The organism is Paenibacillus durus ATCC 35681 (assembly GCF_000993825.1).
Lineage (GTDB): Bacteria > Bacillota > Bacilli > Paenibacillales > Paenibacillaceae > Paenibacillus_AQ > Paenibacillus_AQ durus_B.
Map to the genome: position 1 here is coordinate 3,195,708 of NZ_CP011114.1, position 14,875 is coordinate 3,210,582.

Annotated in this window: 12 protein-coding genes; all 12 read right to left on the reverse strand. The window is 55.2% G+C overall.

From position 1 onward, the window contains the following. Nucleotides 1-68 precede the first annotated feature (68 nt). Complete coding sequence (gene sigE / locus VK70_RS14815) at nucleotides 69-788, reverse strand: RNA polymerase sporulation sigma factor SigE (RefSeq protein WP_046724301.1); 720 nt, start codon at nucleotides 786-788, stop codon at nucleotides 69-71. A 122-nt stretch (nucleotides 789-910) separates the two neighbouring features. Continuing rightward, complete coding sequence (spoIIGA, locus tag VK70_RS14820) at nucleotides 911-1,858, reverse strand: sigma-E processing peptidase SpoIIGA (RefSeq protein ID WP_025699188.1); 948 nt, start codon at nucleotides 1,856-1,858, stop codon at nucleotides 911-913. 338 nt (nucleotides 1,859-2,196) lie between these two features. Then, nucleotides 2,197-3,309, reverse strand: a complete 1,113-nt coding sequence (gene ftsZ, locus VK70_RS14825; RefSeq protein WP_025699186.1) for a cell division protein FtsZ — start codon at nucleotides 3,307-3,309, stop codon at nucleotides 2,197-2,199. Between the two features lie 60 nt (nucleotides 3,310-3,369). Beyond that, nucleotides 3,370-4,638, reverse strand: coding sequence for a cell division protein FtsA (ftsA, locus tag VK70_RS14830; RefSeq protein WP_025699184.1), 1,269 nt, complete (start codon nucleotides 4,636-4,638; stop codon nucleotides 3,370-3,372). 276 nt (nucleotides 4,639-4,914) lie between these two features. Further along, on the reverse strand, nucleotides 4,915-5,667 hold the full coding sequence (locus tag VK70_RS14835) for a cell division protein FtsQ/DivIB (RefSeq protein WP_025699182.1): 753 nt from the start codon (nucleotides 5,665-5,667) through the stop codon (nucleotides 4,915-4,917). A 61-nt stretch (nucleotides 5,668-5,728) separates the two neighbouring features. Next, nucleotides 5,729-7,012, reverse strand: a complete 1,284-nt coding sequence (murA, locus tag VK70_RS14840) for a UDP-N-acetylglucosamine 1-carboxyvinyltransferase (protein WP_025699181.1) — start codon at nucleotides 7,010-7,012, stop codon at nucleotides 5,729-5,731. Between the two features lie 290 nt (nucleotides 7,013-7,302). Further along, nucleotides 7,303-8,418 (reverse strand): undecaprenyldiphospho-muramoylpentapeptide beta-N-acetylglucosaminyltransferase, encoded by a 1,116-nt coding sequence (gene murG, locus VK70_RS14845; protein ID WP_025699180.1) that lies wholly within the window; start codon nucleotides 8,416-8,418, stop codon nucleotides 7,303-7,305. 5 nt (nucleotides 8,419-8,423) lie between these two features. Then, a complete protein-coding gene (gene spoVE / locus VK70_RS14850) occupies nucleotides 8,424-9,521 on the reverse strand; it encodes a stage V sporulation protein E (protein WP_025699178.1) in 1,098 nt (365 codons plus the stop codon). 51 nt (nucleotides 9,522-9,572) lie between these two features. Then, on the reverse strand, nucleotides 9,573-10,994 hold the full coding sequence (gene murD / locus VK70_RS14855; RefSeq protein ID WP_046723442.1) for a UDP-N-acetylmuramoyl-L-alanine--D-glutamate ligase: 1,422 nt from the start codon (nucleotides 10,992-10,994) through the stop codon (nucleotides 9,573-9,575). A 3-nt stretch (nucleotides 10,995-10,997) separates the two neighbouring features. Further along, nucleotides 10,998-11,963 (reverse strand): phospho-N-acetylmuramoyl-pentapeptide-transferase, encoded by a 966-nt coding sequence (gene mraY, locus VK70_RS14860; RefSeq protein ID WP_025700579.1) that lies wholly within the window; start codon nucleotides 11,961-11,963, stop codon nucleotides 10,998-11,000. A 21-nt stretch (nucleotides 11,964-11,984) separates the two neighbouring features. Beyond that, nucleotides 11,985-13,388, reverse strand: coding sequence for a UDP-N-acetylmuramoyl-tripeptide--D-alanyl-D-alanine ligase (locus VK70_RS14865; RefSeq protein WP_025700577.1), 1,404 nt, complete (start codon nucleotides 13,386-13,388; stop codon nucleotides 11,985-11,987). Beyond that, nucleotides 13,388-14,872, reverse strand: a complete 1,485-nt coding sequence (locus VK70_RS14870) for a UDP-N-acetylmuramoyl-L-alanyl-D-glutamate--2,6-diaminopimelate ligase (protein ID WP_025700575.1) — start codon at nucleotides 14,870-14,872, stop codon at nucleotides 13,388-13,390. Before VK70_RS14870 ends, VK70_RS14865 begins: the two co-directional genes overlap by 1 nt. Nucleotides 14,873-14,875: the final 3 nt, after the last annotated feature.

The following is a 14,875-nucleotide window of genomic DNA, read 5'->3' on the forward strand; positions in this document are numbered from 1 at the left end:
ACATTATCTCCCCGGTCGGCCATTTTATTCCTTGGCAAATCCTCCCGGAAGGTTCCCTTCAGGGCAGGCTAGACCATCTTATTGAACTCTTTGCGGAGCCGTTTGATTATTCTTTTTTCCAGACGGGAAATATAGGATTGGGAGATGCCGAGCAGATCGGCGACGTCCTTCTGCGTCTTCTCCTCGCCGCCGCGCAGCCCGAACCGCAGCTCCATAATGAGCCGCTCCCGCTCGCTTAGCTTCTCCAGCGCCTTCTGCAGCAGTTTGCGGTCGACCTGCTCCTCGATGTTCCGGTAGATGGTATCATTTTCCGTGCCCAGCACGTCCGACAGCAGCAGTTCATTTCCGTCCCAGTCGATATTAAGCGGCTCATCAAAGGATACCTCGCTGCGCGTCTTGTTGTTGCGGCGCAAATACATCAGGATTTCATTCTCAATGCAGCGCGACGCATACGTGGCCAGCTTGATTTTTTTCTCGGGATCGAATGTGTTGACCGCCTTGATTAAACCAATCGCGCCGATGGATACCAGGTCCTCGATATTAATGCCGGTATTTTCAAATTTGCGCGCTATGTACACGACAAGGCGCAGATTGCGCTCGATTAGTACCGCGCGTACAGCCGCGTCGCCCGAAGGGAGCCGCTGAAGCAGATAATCCTCTTCCTCCCGCGTCAGCGGCGGGGGAAGCGCCTCGCTGCCGCCAATGTAGTAAATTTCCTGGCTTTTCAGCCCCAGCAGAAACAGCACCCGGTAATATTGGAGCTGCAGGGTCAGTTTCCATTTGATCATCGTTGTTCCTCCTTCCAGAAGTGCGCGCCAGGAAGCTGCCGTACACGCTCTCCCGCCCGTTTGCGCAGGCCGGTATTTCCGGTATGAAATTCGGGCTTCGCTTTCTATTATTTTTAGTCCCATCAAGCGACTCCTCCCGGCTCAGCGGCAGCTTCTCCCTGTGCCAGATCCGGATGGATGATCGCCCGGTAGGCTCCGTCTCCTGACAGCGTCCCGCCGTCAAGGCCGATCAGCACCTTGCGGTGCAGGGCAATCTCTCCGCCGAGCGTTACGGCAACATGGTCAGGCTTTAGCGCGAGCATAAATGACGCTCCCCTGTTCACTCCGCGGTAGGGGACCAGTCTTAGCCGGTCCTGCCATATAAAGGACTGCCCGTCCGTCTCTAAAAGCAGCTGATCCGCCCCCTCCTGGGATAGACGTCCTTTCCATTCCTGCGGCAAATACTCCTCCCATAGCGATGCCTCCATCACCATAACGGGGGTTTTTGTCAGAGGATCATACAGCCTATTTCCGGTATCAAGCAGTCCGGTGCAGGTAACCGTCACGCCATCGATCTCCACCTGCACCATGCCGATATAAGCTTCAAGCTTCTCTCTTCGCGCGCGGGAGGAATGAACGGCTTTGTAACAGCACAGGACCAGCAGCAGGATCAATAGCACAAACCAAAACCCGATTTTCAGCCGGTATGCATATCCTCCCGTCGCCGTATACAAGATTCCGTTCCAGATATCACCAGAACTTTGGAGCAGGTAATGTACGCCAAGAATGCCGCCCGCCGCCGCAAAGTTAATCACATAAAAGGCCCCCATGCTCCGGAAGAAGCCTTGCAGGCTGGGATAACCGAAAGCGGCCAAGAGCATAACGACCGACAAGCCGAACTTGATCAAAAAGGTATACATGAAGGAAAGCTCCGGCACAAACATCATAACGACATAGAGCGCACCAACTAGAGCGGATAACCACAGCCGCCACCACTTGATCCTTACCTTGACCATCCAGCCGGTCAGCCAGAGCAGCGCCGCGTCGATCAGCAGATTGGCGGCAAAGATCAAGTCGATATAAACTACCATTCACTCACCTGCTTAAGGCTGCATATTCACGGCAACAAGAATGCTTGGCTTCGGGTCTTTTTGCTGCGATAGGAATAGTATAGAAAGTCTCAAGTCCAAAGTCTGTCTAAACCTGGGGGGCGTTAGCGGGCTTTTTTTGTCGAGATTTCTATGTATCCGTCAGGAACAGCTTATGCCTGTATGCCGATCATCAGTACTTTCTGAATGTAAAAAAAGAAGCTGCTCCTTCTGTAGAGCGGCTTCCCTTGTGTTGCTGCCATGTAAAAAAAAGGGTTCCTTCGCCTTGCGGCCAAGAAACCCGGTTATTCTTCTTTCCGAGGGAAAGACTTGCTTGCAGATCAGTCGTTATTACCCCGCGAACGGTTGCGCAGGAAGGTCGGAATGTCCAACTGGTCGGAGCTCGTTTGGTTGCCGAAAGGACGAAGATTATTCGTCTTGTCCGCTGCCGGCTCGGTCTGATTCGAAGCCGGACGGCGTCCCGGCGCGGCAGGAGCGGCCTTGGTTTCGAAGCCGGTAGCAATAACCGTAACCTTGATCTCATCCTTCATGCTCTCTTCGATTATCGCACCAAAGATCATGTTAACATCAGGGTCGGAAGCAGAGGTGACGATCTCCGCCGCTTCGTTGACTTCATACAGCGACAGGTTGGAGCCGCCGGTAATATTCATGATGACACCGCGCGCGCCTTCAATCGAAGTCTCAAGCAGCGGGCTCATAATCGCCTTGCGAGCCGCTTCGGAAGCGCGATTCTCGCCGGTTGCGATGCCGATGCCCATCAGCGCCGAGCCGCGTTCCGTCATGATCGTCTTCACGTCGGCAAAGTCAAGATTGATCAGACCAGGAACAGCGATCAGGTCGGATATGCCCTGTACCGCCTGTCTCAGCACGTTATCCGCTTCGCGGAACGCCTCCAGCATCGGAGTCTTCTTATCAACGATTTCGAGGAGACGGTCATTGGGAATGACGATAAGCGTGTCGACTTTTTCCTTCAGCGCCTCGATGCCAAGCTCAGCCTGTGTGGAACGCTTGCGGCCTTCAAAGGTAAAAGGACGGGTAACTACGCCAACTGTGAGCGCTCCGCATTCCTTGGCGATTTCGGCAATCACCGGCGCTGCTCCTGTGCCGGTTCCACCGCCCATGCCTGCGGTAACGAACACCATGTCGGCTCCCTTTAAAGTATTCGAAATCAGATCGCGGGATTCTTCGGCCGCTTTCTTCCCGACCTCCGGATTGGCGCCTGCGCCCAAACCGCGGGTCAGTTTGTCCCCGATTTGCAGTTTATGTTCCGATTTGGCCATATGCAGCGCCTGGGCGTCCGTATTAACCGTGATGAACTCTACGCCCTGAACGCCGTTTTCAATCATCCGGTTGACTGCATTGCTGCCGCCGCCGCCAACGCCGATGACCTTAATTTGCGCCAGGCTCTCCATTTCAAAATCAAATTCCAACATATTGTTCCCTCTCCCCCTCAATGTGCTTGGATGGCCGGTCCAAGTGTATCTGGACGTTCACTATATGAAATCGCTGAAAATATTTTTTAGACGCTCCACAAATCCCTGCTTCGGAGCGGTCTCCTGGCTTGGTGCGGCGCTTGGTTTGCTGCGGCCCGCCGTCTTCTTGTTCGCGCTCGCTACCGCGCCGCTACCGCGTCCCCGAAAACTGCGGACGACATGGTGCAATATGCCGACGCCGCTCGTAAATCCGGGATCTCTTACCCCGATGTAGTCGGGAACGGCAACCCGGACGGATGCGGATAATTCCGCTTGAGCAGCCTTTAATACGCCCGGCATCGATACAGTTCCGCCCGTTAGTATATAACCTCCGGGGAGATCGCTGTAACCTAGTCTTTTCACTTCCTGACGAATCAGGTGGAAAATTTCCTGGACGCGCGGCTCAATAATCGCAGCCAAATCCTCCTGGTTGAATTCCTTCTCCACATTGCTGCCGATTCTCAGCACCTTGAAGACGACTTCGGTTGCAGCATCGTCAATCCAGGCGCATCCGTATTTGAGCTTGACTTTCTCCGCCTGATCGGTCAGCGTGCGCAGTCCGTAGGCGATATCATTCGTTACAAATTCTCCGCCGATCGGTATTGTTGAGGTTGCAATAAGGGAACCTTCTTCATATACGGCTATCGTCGTTGCGCCGGCTCCGATATCCACCAGCACCGCCCCCCTGGACTTCTCGTCCTTGGAAAGCGCTAACCCGCCGGATCCGAGAGACATCAGCACAAGGTCTTTAACTTTCAGTCCTGATTTCTCCACACAACGCAGCAGGTTATGTATTGGCGTCTTGGCTCCGGTAACGATGGTGGCCTCCACTTCGAGACGGACGCCTATCATTCCGCGCGGGTCCTGAATGCCTTCAAGACCGTCGACGATATATTGCTTGGCAACGACGTCGATCACCTCACGCTCCGGCGGCAGCGCAATCACTTCCGCAGCTTTGAGAACGCGCAGGATATCCTCTTCGCCGATTTCGCGATCTTCGTTCTGGACGGCTACTACGCCGTGGCTGGATTGCAGACCGATATGATTGCCGGAAATGCCGACATACACTTCGGATATTTGAATGCCCACCATCTGTTCCGCGTGTTCGACAGCGCTCTTGATGGACTGGACTGTCTGGTCGATATCTACAATCGCACCCTTGCGTATACCCTCCGAGTCGGCAGATCCGACACCGATAATATTCAAGGTTCCATTGGTAACTTCCCCTATAATTGCCCGAACTTTGGATGTACCGATGTCCAAACTAACAATGATGTCATTGTTGCTCAAGTCCTATGGCACCTCCTGATTAATCATAATGGTATCCCGCCGCCAAAATAGAGACGGAAACGTCTATCTACCTTATTCCACATGCCCATTCCTTTCCCTCTTTTTTCTCCAAATTTTTTGAGCGGGAAGGAGAGTCCTTCGCCTGGAAATAGGAGCGGGAGCAGGATGTTGAAAGTATTGCTTAAATATAAAAAATCCTAAGAAAAAAGAGGGATGAAAATTTATTGCCCATAAAACCGATTGTAGCATTTTTTATCCCCTATGAGTAGGGGCTATTTATTCTGCTGCGTCTTCTTGCGCCCCGCTCCCGGCAAAGGGCACATAGGAATCCGCTTCAAGCATCGTAATCATGCCCGGCTCTTTCGTTTCGATGACCTGATTCAAGTATTCCACCTTGTCTTTCAGCAGCGAGACGGCCGTAGTCACTTCAAAGTGCGAACGGGTATACAGCTTGATCCGGTCCGGAAAAGACAGCGTCGGCGAAGGAACGATCTCGGATATATCGCTGGTCAGTTCGTTCGGTATTTCCGCCAGCACCCCGCACAGCCTAGCCTTATAAGGATCGGAAGCCTTCCAGCCCGTCAGAATGGGCTTCTCTACGGCAATCCCGCTCTCATCGATGGAAACCGACGCGCCGCTGGAGAGGATCGCCTTCAGGCTCCCGCTTGGATCAATCTCGTAGGCAACAGCGGGAAACTCCTTAATCTGTACGATAACGACGCCGGGGAAATGCTTGTCCACCGTCACCTGCTGCACCGTATTCAGCTCAAGCAGCGATTTCTCCACTTCACCCTTGGATACGGCAAAAAACTGCCCGCCCTTCTTGAGGCCGCTTTGCCGAAGCAGCTCTTCCGGGGTAGAGTATTTGCTGCCAAGGAAATCGATCTCCGTAATTCGGCTAGCCTGTGATCGGAAAAAGATAACGCCAAGCAGCGCGATAAACAGCAGCAGCAGGATCGCCGTAACCTTACGGCTTCTTTTTTTCTTGGGCTTGTCCTCTTGCAGAACAGGCAGTCGGGTATTTGACATTCTTTAATCTCCGTAGTAAGGCCTGCCTCCCCCATCGTTCAACTGGAGGAGACAGGGAAGTTTAATTTGCAAGATCAATCGGCCCCCGCACTGGCGTCTTGCGGCTGATCCGGGCGCCAAGTTTCTGAAACAGCAGTTCAATGCCATCGTAACCTCTATCAATATGATGGGCCTGCTCGACGATAGTCGTGCCTTGAGCGGCCAGTCCAGCAATGACAAGCGCCGCCCCGGCCCGCAGATCGGTCGCTTCCACTGTGGCGCCATAGAGCCGTTTGACGCCGCGGATAAATGCACGGTTCATATCGGTCGAAATATCGGCGCCCATCCGTACCATTTCCTCCACATGCTTGAATCTGCCTTCAAACACGGTCTCCTTGATGATGCTAAAACCGTCCGCCAGTGCGAGCAGCACCATGATCTGGGACTGAAGATCCGTCGGAAAAGACGGATAGGGCGAAGTCACAATGCGTTCTACCGAGCGGGGGCGCCCCATACAACTAATACTGATTATATCATTGCACACCGTAATTTGAACACCGGCGCGCTTCAGGACATGAATCAGCGAATTCAGATGACCTGCGTTGGCGTGCGTAAGCGTGACGTCTCCCCGGGTTGCCGCCGCGGCGATCATGACCGTTCCAGCGACAATCCGGTCGGGAATAACTTCATAGCTGCAGGACTGCAGCTTGTGTACACCCTGAATGGTAATCGTATCGGTGCCCGCTCCGATAATCGAGGCGCCCATTTGGTTCAAGAAGTTCTGCAGATCCTGTATCTCCGGCTCCCGGGCCGCTCCGGAAATCGTCGTTGTTCCCTCTGCGGTCGCAGCGGCCATCATAATATTCTCCGTCGCCCCTACGCTCGGATAGTCCATATGAATGTCGCAGCCCTTAAGCCGGTCTGCCCGGCAGGAGATTTTTCCGTTCGCTTCCTCGATCTCCGCCCCAAGAGACTGCAGTCCTCGCAGATGCAGATCGATCTTGCGTTCGCCGATAGCACATCCTCCCGGCTGATAGATCGTTACTTCACCGAACCTTGCCAGAAGCGGTCCCATCAGGAAGATGGATGATCTCATTTGCTTCATCAAATCTTCCGGAACATGCGATGAACAGGCAGACGATGTGTCCACCGTTACCGTATCCCCTTCATGTCCGGCCTTGCAGCCGAGCCGCTCCATAATCGCAAGCATCGTTTCGATGTCCAGCAGCTTTGGCACATTATGCAGCGAGTGAACGCCTTCGGCCAGCAGGCTTGCCGCCAGTATGGGCAGCGCCGCGTTTTTTGCTCCATGGATACGTATGGTGCCTGACAGGGGAATTCCACCCTCAATCACCAATTTGTCCAATGTATCACCTCCGAGATTACCGCTCACCCTCCCGCTAGGGCGCCGCCGGCGCTTTAGGTTAAAAGCACGCTTAAACCGGCAAAGGCAGCCGCTTTTCGGATACTTCAGGCAGTCGCAAGATCACTCTTCAACGGAGGAAACCGCGCCGTCAGCCCTTTCCGGAAGCAGCCTTAGGTGATTGTCACGATTTATAGGATATCGTATGTAGATCTCCTCAGGTGTGTGACAGGAGGGAGCCAGGAAACGAAGGATAGGCTGCCGCTACAGGACCGTACCTGCGAAAGACCGGTTCACTTCCGGCGCGAGCCGGCAAGCCGCCTTAGCTCCTGAACGACCAGAGCCGCGGAATCGCGCTTGCCCAGCGCCAGCGAAGCCTCTGACATTTGCTTCCGGACGGCCGGGTCGTCCGTGATGGAGCGGACTGCCTTGTAGAGCGACTGTCCCGTTAATTCCTTCTCCAGGATCACGATCGCCGCTCCCGCGCGTTCCAGTTGCCGTGCATTCGCTTCCTGATGATTGTTCGTGACGTTGGGAGACGGAATAAGGACGGAAGGAATGCCCAGCGCCGTAATTTCGGCGATAAACGATGCGCCCGCACGGTTCACAATCAGGGATGTGCAGGCAAGCACTTCCGGCATATTATGAATATAGGGAAGCACATGCAGCCAGCTTGGAAAACTTCCAAGCTTCTGACGCAAGCTTTTACGCGTCTCCTCGTAATAGGGCTCGCCCGTGACATACACGTAATGAACCCCGGATTCCCTAACGGCAAGCGAGGCCATTTCGATCATCGCCTCGTTAATCGCTTTGGCCCCCCGGCTGCCGCCGACCACCAGCACGACCGTGCTGCCTTCGGGTATGCCCAAGGTTGCGTAGCCCCGCTTCGGATTCGCCTTGCTTACCGTTGTCGCGCGCGGATTCCCGGTATAGATGACGCGCTTGCTTCCGGGAAAAGCCGATTCGGTCCCTTCAAAGCTGACCGCCACCGTGCTCGCGTACCGGCTTAAAAAGCGGTTGGTCAGCCCCGGAATCGCATTCTGCTCGTGAATCAGGGTAGGAATGCCGAGCCTTGAGGCCGCATATACCACCGGTCCGCAGACATAGCCGCCCGTTCCGACGACGACATCGGGCTTAAATTCCTTCAGCATCCGTCTGGACTCCCTCACGCCCTTCAGGAAACGCATGACCGTCTTCACGTTGTCCAGGGACAGCTTTCGCCGGAAGCCGGTAATATCGATCGAGCGGAACGGAAGATTCTCCTTCGGAACCAGCGTGCTCTCAAGCCCGCGCGTTCCGCCGATATATAAAAATGCGGAAGATTCATCCTCCCCTTCCAGCTGCCTTGCCACAGCGACGGCGGGATAAATATGTCCTCCCGTGCCGCCGCCGCTTAATACGATACGCATTGCCTTCACCTCACATAACGGGATAAATTAAGTAAAATGCCGAGCGCCGTAAGCATCAGCGTCAGCGAAGATCCGCCGTAGCTAATCAGCGGCAGCGTAATGCCTGTAACGGGCATCATGCCGATGACCACGCCGATATTAATGACAACCTGCACCGCCACCATGCTGACGATGCCTACTGCCAGGTAGCTGCCGAATCGGTCCGGCAGGCTCATCGCCACTCTCATTCCCCGCCAGATCAGGATAAGGAATAAGATTAACACCGCAAGTCCGCCGATAAAGCCCAGCTCTTCAGCCAGGATGGAAAAGATAAAGTCCGTCTGCGGCTCGGGCACATAGCTGTATTTCTGGCGGCTCATCCCGAGCCCCAGCCCCCCAAGTCCGCCGGGGCCGATCGCATACAGCGACTGGATGATCTGATAGCCCTTGCCGAGCGGGTCCGACCAGGGGTCGAGAAATGCGGTAATCCGCTGAAGCCGGTATGGCGCGGCTGCGACCAGCGCGGCGAATCCGGCGACGCCCGCCGCGCCAAGGCCCAGCAAATGGCTCATTCTCGCCCCGGCGGTAAAAATCATCATCAGAGCCGCCCCCATCATCACCGTCCCTGTACCGAGATCGGGCTGAAGCATGATCAGTCCGAAAGCTGTCCCGATCAAGGCCAGCGGCGGCAGAAGCCCGCGCGTGAACGAAGAGATGTCATAATCCTCGCGGCTCAGCCAGTTCGCCAGAAAGAGGATCATCCCCATCTTCATGAACTCGGAGGGCTGGATGCCGAAGGAACTGATGCCGAGCCAGCTGCGCGCGCCGCCGCGTACAACGCCGATTCCCGGAATCAAGACAATCACAAGCAGGATGAAGCAGATGATAAGCACCGGTCTGGACAGCTTTTTCAAAACACGGTAATCCAAGTTGGCCGTAAAGAACATAGCGGCTAGACCCAGCCCGGCAAAGAGCAGCTGTCTTTTGACAAAATAAAAGGAATCGCCATAATTGCGAAAGCCCAGCACAGAGCCCGCACTGTACACCATAATCATGCCTATGGCCAGGAGCGCCAGAATCGGAATGAGCAGCCAGATATCCGGCGCAGGACGAGTCTTATTCATGGGGTGCACACCTCTTGCATCGTAGTGGAGGCTTATCCAATTCCTCCCTACTTACAGATTATGCACCGCCTCTTTAAAAATACGCCCCCGCACTTCATAGGATGTGAACATGTCCCAACTGGCGCATGCGGGCGACAGCAGAACAACATCCCCCTCTTCAGCGAGAGCGGCAGCTTCCTGCACGGCCCTTTGCAGCACCGAGGCGGCGCTGTCTTCATTATCGACAGTGACAACCGTCTTTAATCCGGCGAGCTTCGCAACATGCGCGAGCTTGTCCTTCGTCTGTCCAAGCGCCACCAGCGCTTTGACGCGTCCTTGAAGGACCGGGAGCAGTTCCATGTAATCGGAGCCGCGGTCAAGCCCTCCGGCAATGAGCACGATCGGCTGGCGGAACGAGGTAAGCGCCATCGACGTTGCCTTGGCGTTCGTCGCTTTGGAGTTGTTGTAGTAAGCCGCGCCGCTCTTTTCCGCGACATATTCCAGCCGGTGCTCCACACCGCGGAAGGAAGCCAGTGGCTCGGCGAGCCCGGCAGGGTCCGCTCCGGCGGCAATGGCGATAGCGCAGGCCGCCAGCGCGTTCTCCACATTAAAGCGCCCGGGAAGACCGATGGAAGCCACCTCCGCGATCACGGTCTCGCTCTCGGTATAGTCGCGATAGACAATGACGCGTTTCAGGTCATCCTCGGTGTCAGGCACGAAAGAAGGACGGACAAATACCCCTTGCACCAGTTCTTCACTCATAGAAAACGGCAGGATACCCGCCTTGATACCAGGCACAAGCCCTCTGCAGTAGGGATCGTCCCAGTTCAGCACAGCCGTATCGCTCACTCCCTGATTGGCAAAAAGCTTCGCTTTGGAATCCACATAATCGCGCATATCGCCGTGATAGTCAAGATGGGTCTCGGCCACATTCAGCAGACAGCCTACTTTGGGCCGGAAGTCTTCTGTCCCTTTTAGCTGAAAGCTGCTCAGCTCCACCACCATCCAGTTGTCCGCAGAAGCTTCCTGCGCCGCCTGAGTGAGCGGAGTTCCGATATTTCCGGCTACAATCGGATTCATACCGGCGGCCTCCAGCATTTTTCCTACCCAGGTCGTTGTGGTCGTCTTGCCGTTGGAACCCGTAATACCGATGATCGGCGCCTCGCACAGATGATAGGCCACCTCGACCTCTGTCACCACCTCGATGCCCAGCTCCAGCGCTTTCTGAACCGGCGGAACGTTGTACGGGATTCCGGGATTTTTAACGACGAGCTTTACGCCTTCGTGGACGAGTCCATCCGGATGACCTCCACATATAACAGAAATTCCCAAAGATTCCAGTTCGGAAGCTTCGGGACATTGTTCTCTCTCTTTTTTGTCGTTAACCGTGACGACGGCGCCGTGCTCATGCAGCACCTTGGCCACCTGCACGCCGCTCTTCGCAAGCCCCAGCACGACGATCTCTTCATCGCGGTACATATCCGGATGTTTCATTATCTACAACCCCTTGCTCATATAAAGTCCCAGGCCAGCCAAGATGATGCTTACCGCCCAGAAGGTAATGACGACCCGCCATTCCGACCAGCCGCCAAGCTCGAAGTGATGGTGGATCGGGCTCATTCTGAAAATACGCTTGCCGCGTGTCTTGAAGGACGCGACCTGCAAAACGACGGACAGCATCTCAATAACAAAGACGCCGCCGATCACGACAAACAGCAGCTCGCTCTTCGTGACAATGGCGATTGCCCCGATAGCCCCGCCAATGCCTAGCGATCCGGTGTCGCCCATAAATACTTTGGCGGGATGAGCGTTGAAGACGAGAAATCCGAGCACCGCGCCGATCATTGCCGCAGCGCATACGCCGGCCGCAATCGAAGTCGCCTGCATCGCAACCACCGCATAAGCGGCCAGCGCGATTGCGGCTGTCCCGGAGAGCAGACCGTCCACGCCGTCTGTGAAATTGACCGCATTGGTGATCGCCATCATCATGATCACGATGAACGGATAATAGAACCAGCCGGTCCAGTCGAAGCTGACCGCGGTTCCGGGAATGCTGATGGCTGTGCTGTGTCCCGCGAAAATCAGCAGGCCGCACATCGCCGCACCGACAATCAGCTGACCCAGCAGCTTCTGGCGGGGCGTCAGGCCGAGCGAGCGTTTGAACACGATTTTGATATAATCATCCAAAAAGCCGATTAAGCCATATCCAAGCGTAGCTACCAGAAGAACATAAAAGTCCGTATTCACGACAGAAAATTTCAGGTAGGACAATGTAAACGCCACGATGATGATGACGCCGCCCATAGTGGGCGTGCCCGCTTTTTTGAGATGGCTTTGCGGCCCGTCGTCGCGAACCTGCTGTCCGAATTTCATTCTGCGCAGCAGCGGAATAAGCAGCGGAGCGGCAATGACCGCAAGGATAAAAGATACAGCGATAGTCAGAAGCAGCAGTTGATAATCCACGGGTTCACCCTCTCCAAATCTTTAACTTTGATTAAAATGGTCATATAGGCGCTGAAGCGCTTCTTCCAGCCTCATGCCTCTGGACGCCTTGAACAATACGATATCTTTCTTATCGGTCTTCTTAATGAGGAGTTCGGTCAGCTCAGACTTGTCGGTAAAAGCATATACCCGGTCCGGACCGAACCGAAGTACGGCGGCCTTCGCCAAATGTTCGGACAGCGGTCCGTACGCAAAGACAAAGTCAACTTTCTCCGGGTCCAGATAAGACCCGATTTCCCCATGAAAGGCGGCTTCGTCCGGCCCAAGCTCAAGCATGTCCCCTAACACCGCAATTTTGGCACCCGTGCCCTTCATGGACTGAAGCACATCGATGGCGGCCTTCATTGACGTAGGGCTGGCATTATAGGCGTCATTCAGCAGCGTAAGACCGGAGGACGTCCGGATGATCTCAATCCGCATTCCGGTCAGCTTGAGTCTGCTAAGTCCGGCTGCCATCTCTGCCTCGCTCACTCCGTAGTGGCTTGCCACCGCCAGCGCGGCCAGGCTGTTCACGACATTATGCGTGCCGGGCAGCGGAAGCGTAAAGGCTTGCTCACCGTAGCGGCTGGAAGTGAACGTCGTTCCGCCTTGATGCGTCATGATTCCTGTCGGATAATCGTCATTCCCAGACCCAAGCCCGAAGCGGAACGTCCTGAGACCCTCGGGCGCCGTGAATTCCGGCTCGCCCATCACCTCGGCAAGCAGCGGCTCGTCGCCGTTATAGATCAGCAGGCCGCCCGGTTTAAGCCCTTCGGTGATTTCCAGCTTTGCCCGGGCGATTTCCTTGCGCGAGCCAAGCTGGAGAAGATGCGATTCGCCCACATTGGTAATGACGGCCGTGTCCGGCTGCGCCAGTGACGAGAGCAGCGAGATTTCTCCGCGCGAGCTCATGCCCATTTCCAGTACGGCGATATCCGTGTCCGGCGACATGGAGAGGACGGTGAGCGGCAAGCCGATATGATTATTAAAATTCCCCTGCGTCTTGTGCACCTTGAAGCGTGTCTCCAGCAGGGCGGTAATGATATCCTTGGTCGTCGTCTTCCCATTGCTGCCGGTGACGGCGACTACGCGCGGTGCCACTTCCTTAAGATAAGCGGATGCCAGACGCTGAAGCGCGGCCAGCGTGTCATCCACCAGAACCGCATTTCCCTGCGGAGCGGCGCCCTTATCCCGCATCCACAGCGTAGCGGCTGCGCCGGCTTCCAGCGCTGATCTGCTGTAATCATGCCCGTCAAAGCTGTCGCCAACCAGCGGTACGAACAGGCAGCCGAGTGTAATTTTGCGCGAGTCTGTGACAACTCCTGTAATTTCTGTACCGGAGGCGCTGCCCTGGGACAACTCGCCCCCGCACATGGCGGCTATGCTTTGCAGTGTTCTTGTAATCACTAGCTTCGACCCCTTATAGCTTCTTGCGCGACGATGCGGTCATCGAAATCGAGAACAGCGCCGCCAATGAGTTGGTAGGTCTCATGACCTTTCCCCGCAATCAATACTACATCGCCGGGGCTTGCCATTTCAATAGCTTTCACGATTGCTTCGCGCCGGTCGACAATCAGCTCATACCGGCTGCGGTCCACGCTGTCTTCAATCAGCCCGGCCTCTATGTCCTTCAGAATCGCTGCCGGATCTTCAGTTCGCGGGTTATCGGAAGTGACCAGAATAACATCGCTGTACCTTGCCGAAATTTTTCCCATAAGCGGACGTTTCGTCCGGTCACGGTCGCCGCCGCAGCCGAAGACGGTCAGAACTTTACCCTCCGCGAACTCCCGGACCGTACGAAGCACATTTTCCAATCCGTCCGGAGTATGCGCATAATCCACAACGACCGCGTAAGGTTGGCCTTCGTCAACCGACTCCACGCGCCCGCTTACCCCCGGCACCGATTCAAGGCTGGCCTTGATATCCGCAAGCGGAACTTCCTCAAGCAGAGCAGCGCTTATGGCCGCAAGCGCGTTGTACACATTGAATTTGCCTACCATCTTGAGTGAAATATCGGCTTCACCCTTAAAGGTGTCCACGTGAAACGAGGTGCCTTTGGCCGTGATGGAGATTTGCGAAGCTCGGACGTTGGCCTCGTTGTCAATACCGTATGTAATGACTTCGGCTGCCGTCTGGGCCGCAAAATAGGAGCTTGCCGTATCGTCCGCGTTCAGGACGGCGTATTTCCGTTCTTCTTTCCAGGGAGAAATCACATTTCCAAGTCTGGAGAAGAACAGCCCCTTCGCCGCGCGGTACTCTTCCATCGTATGATGATAATCCAAATGATCTTGTGTCAGATTGGTGAAAATGGCGGTGCGAAAGTCCGTTCCTTTTACCCGCCCCTGCTCGAGCGCATGCGAGGAAACCTCCATCACGCAGCACTGCACGCCACTAGACGCCATATCGTTCAGAGAACGCTGAAGCTCAAGGGACTCCGGCGTCGTCCGGGGCATCGGATAGCTGACCCCGCCATAGCGCATTTGTATCGTTCCGATAAGCCCCGTCTTGACACCATGATCCTCCATGATGCGTTCGATCAGATACGTTGTCGTCGTCTTTCCGTTCGTACCGGTAACACCGATCATCTTCATCCGGCTGCTGGGAGACTTGAAAAATGCATTCGACAGGACGGACATCGCGAACCGGCTGTCATCGACTACAATCTGCGGCAGATCGATTTCAAGCTTTCGCTCGACTACAAGCGCCGCCGCCCCGCTTGATGCGGCTTGAGGAGCAAAATCATGTCCGTCCACGGTAAATCCGGGCAGGCAGATGAACAGATCTCCCGGCTTTACACGGCGGGAATCCGCCTGCAAATCGGTAATCTCTATCCCGCCGTTCCTATATAAACGCGCAGCCGCCAGACAAGATGATAATTCTTCAAGTTTCATTTT

Excerpts from the sequence above, each read along its gene's own strand:
- sigE (WP_046724301.1), bottom strand. The coding sequence starts at position 788 with ATGATCAAATGGAAACTGACCCTGCAGCTCCAATATTACCGGGTGCTG.
- VK70_RS14870 (WP_025700575.1), bottom strand. The coding sequence starts at position 14,872 with ATGAAACTTGAAGAATTATCATCTTGTCTGGCGGCTGCGCGTTTATAT.
- ftsZ (WP_025699186.1), bottom strand. The coding sequence starts at position 3,309 with ATGTTGGAATTTGATTTTGAAATGGAGAGCCTGGCGCAAATTAAGGTC.
- VK70_RS14835 (WP_025699182.1), bottom strand. The coding sequence starts at position 5,667 with ATGTCAAATACCCGACTGCCTGTTCTGCAAGAGGACAAGCCCAAGAAA.
- spoVE (WP_025699178.1), bottom strand. The coding sequence starts at position 9,521 with ATGAATAAGACTCGTCCTGCGCCGGATATCTGGCTGCTCATTCCGATT.
- spoIIGA (WP_025699188.1), bottom strand. The coding sequence starts at position 1,858 with ATGGTAGTTTATATCGACTTGATCTTTGCCGCCAATCTGCTGATCGAC.
- murD (WP_046723442.1), bottom strand. The coding sequence starts at position 10,994 with ATGAAACATCCGGATATGTACCGCGATGAAGAGATCGTCGTGCTGGGG.
- murG (WP_025699180.1), bottom strand. The coding sequence starts at position 8,418 with ATGCGTATCGTATTAAGCGGCGGCGGCACGGGAGGACATATTTATCCC.